We start from the raw sequence: 1,414 nt of genomic DNA, 5'->3' as shown, positions 1-1,414 counted from the left end.
TACCTCAATAACCCAACGTAATCCCTGCACCAAATCCCATGTCACTGTCATAATGCGTTGAAATACCCAAATTACGACTTACAATATATTTGAAACCTGCCATGTATTCTTTATCAGTATTTATCATCCAACTCATCCGCAGTCGCTTTGAAATAGGAATATCTTTCCGTTCTAATTGAAAACGCACATTCCCATCTGTGAATATTTCGGCTTGCGCCGTGATTAACATGGGTAATGTATAGTTTACACCAACACTCAATACGGCTCGTTTGTCTTTAGTGTTAGTTTGTCCAAAAAGATTCTTTTCTTGTTCATCCATTCCAAATTTACGATAACGCCAGTCAAAACCTATGAAGGGCATTAACCATTGCATTTTGCCAATATAGCGTCCAATATGCGTTTCTGTTTCATAGCCATGATAATCATGATACCCTAAACGCCATTCCGTTCCGATACTCCAACGAGTGTTAGAAAGCATCACTTCGCCATCGTTTCCATTTGTTTCCGTGGCGTTTTCAGCCATGATATGAAGTTGTCTATCATCAGCAAATAATTTGCGTTGTGCTAATTTGGGATTAGGTATTTCGGGATTAACAGGAGAGTTTTCATAAGAAAAAACTTTTCCCATCCCTACCATCATGTGATAAAGGATGTGGCAATGAAAAAACCAATCTCCGCTTTCAGTAGCAGCAAACTCTAAAGTATCTGTTTCCATAGGCATAATATCAATAATGTTTTTCATCGGTGAATAATCTCCTTGTCCATTCAAAACCCTAAAGTCATGTCCGTGTAGGTGCATTGGGTGTCTCATCATTGAACCATTATGTATTATCATTCGTACATTTTCACCTTTTTTTATGAGTATTTTATCACTTTCAGAAACTACTTTATTATTCATGCTCCATACGTAACGGTTCATGTTTCCACTCAATTCAAAATTTAATTCTTTGTAGGGTGCACTGGGTAAAGTTGTTTTTGAGGGAGATTTCAAAAGTGAATAATTCAACGTAACTATATCTGACATTTCATTACTATTGTATTGAGATTCATCCATTTTCATCTCTTTCATATCGTGACCTTTCATGGATTCAATATCTTTTTCAGTATTTGACTTTTCTGATATTTCACCTGTGATTTCTGGATACATGACGGTATTCATATCCATTTGATTTAGGCTCATACTCATGCCCATATCGTCCAAATCTCCATTCATTTTCATCATGCCATTCATCATTTTCATTCCCTCAAAGTATTTGAGTTTGGGCATTGCTTTGGCTTTTATTTTGTCTCCAGAACCCAAAAATATAGAAGCTGATTTGGTACGGTCTTCAGAGGTAACTAAGAATTCAAAAGCTTTTTCATTAGCAGGAATCGTAACAATTACATCATATGTTTCTGATACTGCCACAATTAA

General features: G+C 36.1%; 1 protein-coding gene. It reads right to left on the bottom strand.

Translation table 11 applies throughout. The features are described from left to right. Nucleotides 1–4: 4 nt before the first annotated feature. On the bottom strand, nt 5–1,414 hold a 1,410-nt coding region (locus VB798_RS24290), incomplete at its 5' end, for a multicopper oxidase domain-containing protein (protein ID WP_323689830.1).

The sequence above is a fragment of the Arcicella lustrica genome (genome assembly GCF_034930985.1).
Classification (GTDB): domain Bacteria; phylum Bacteroidota; class Bacteroidia; order Cytophagales; family Spirosomataceae; genus Arcicella; species Arcicella lustrica.
This window is presented reverse-complemented; position numbering and strand designations above follow the sequence as displayed.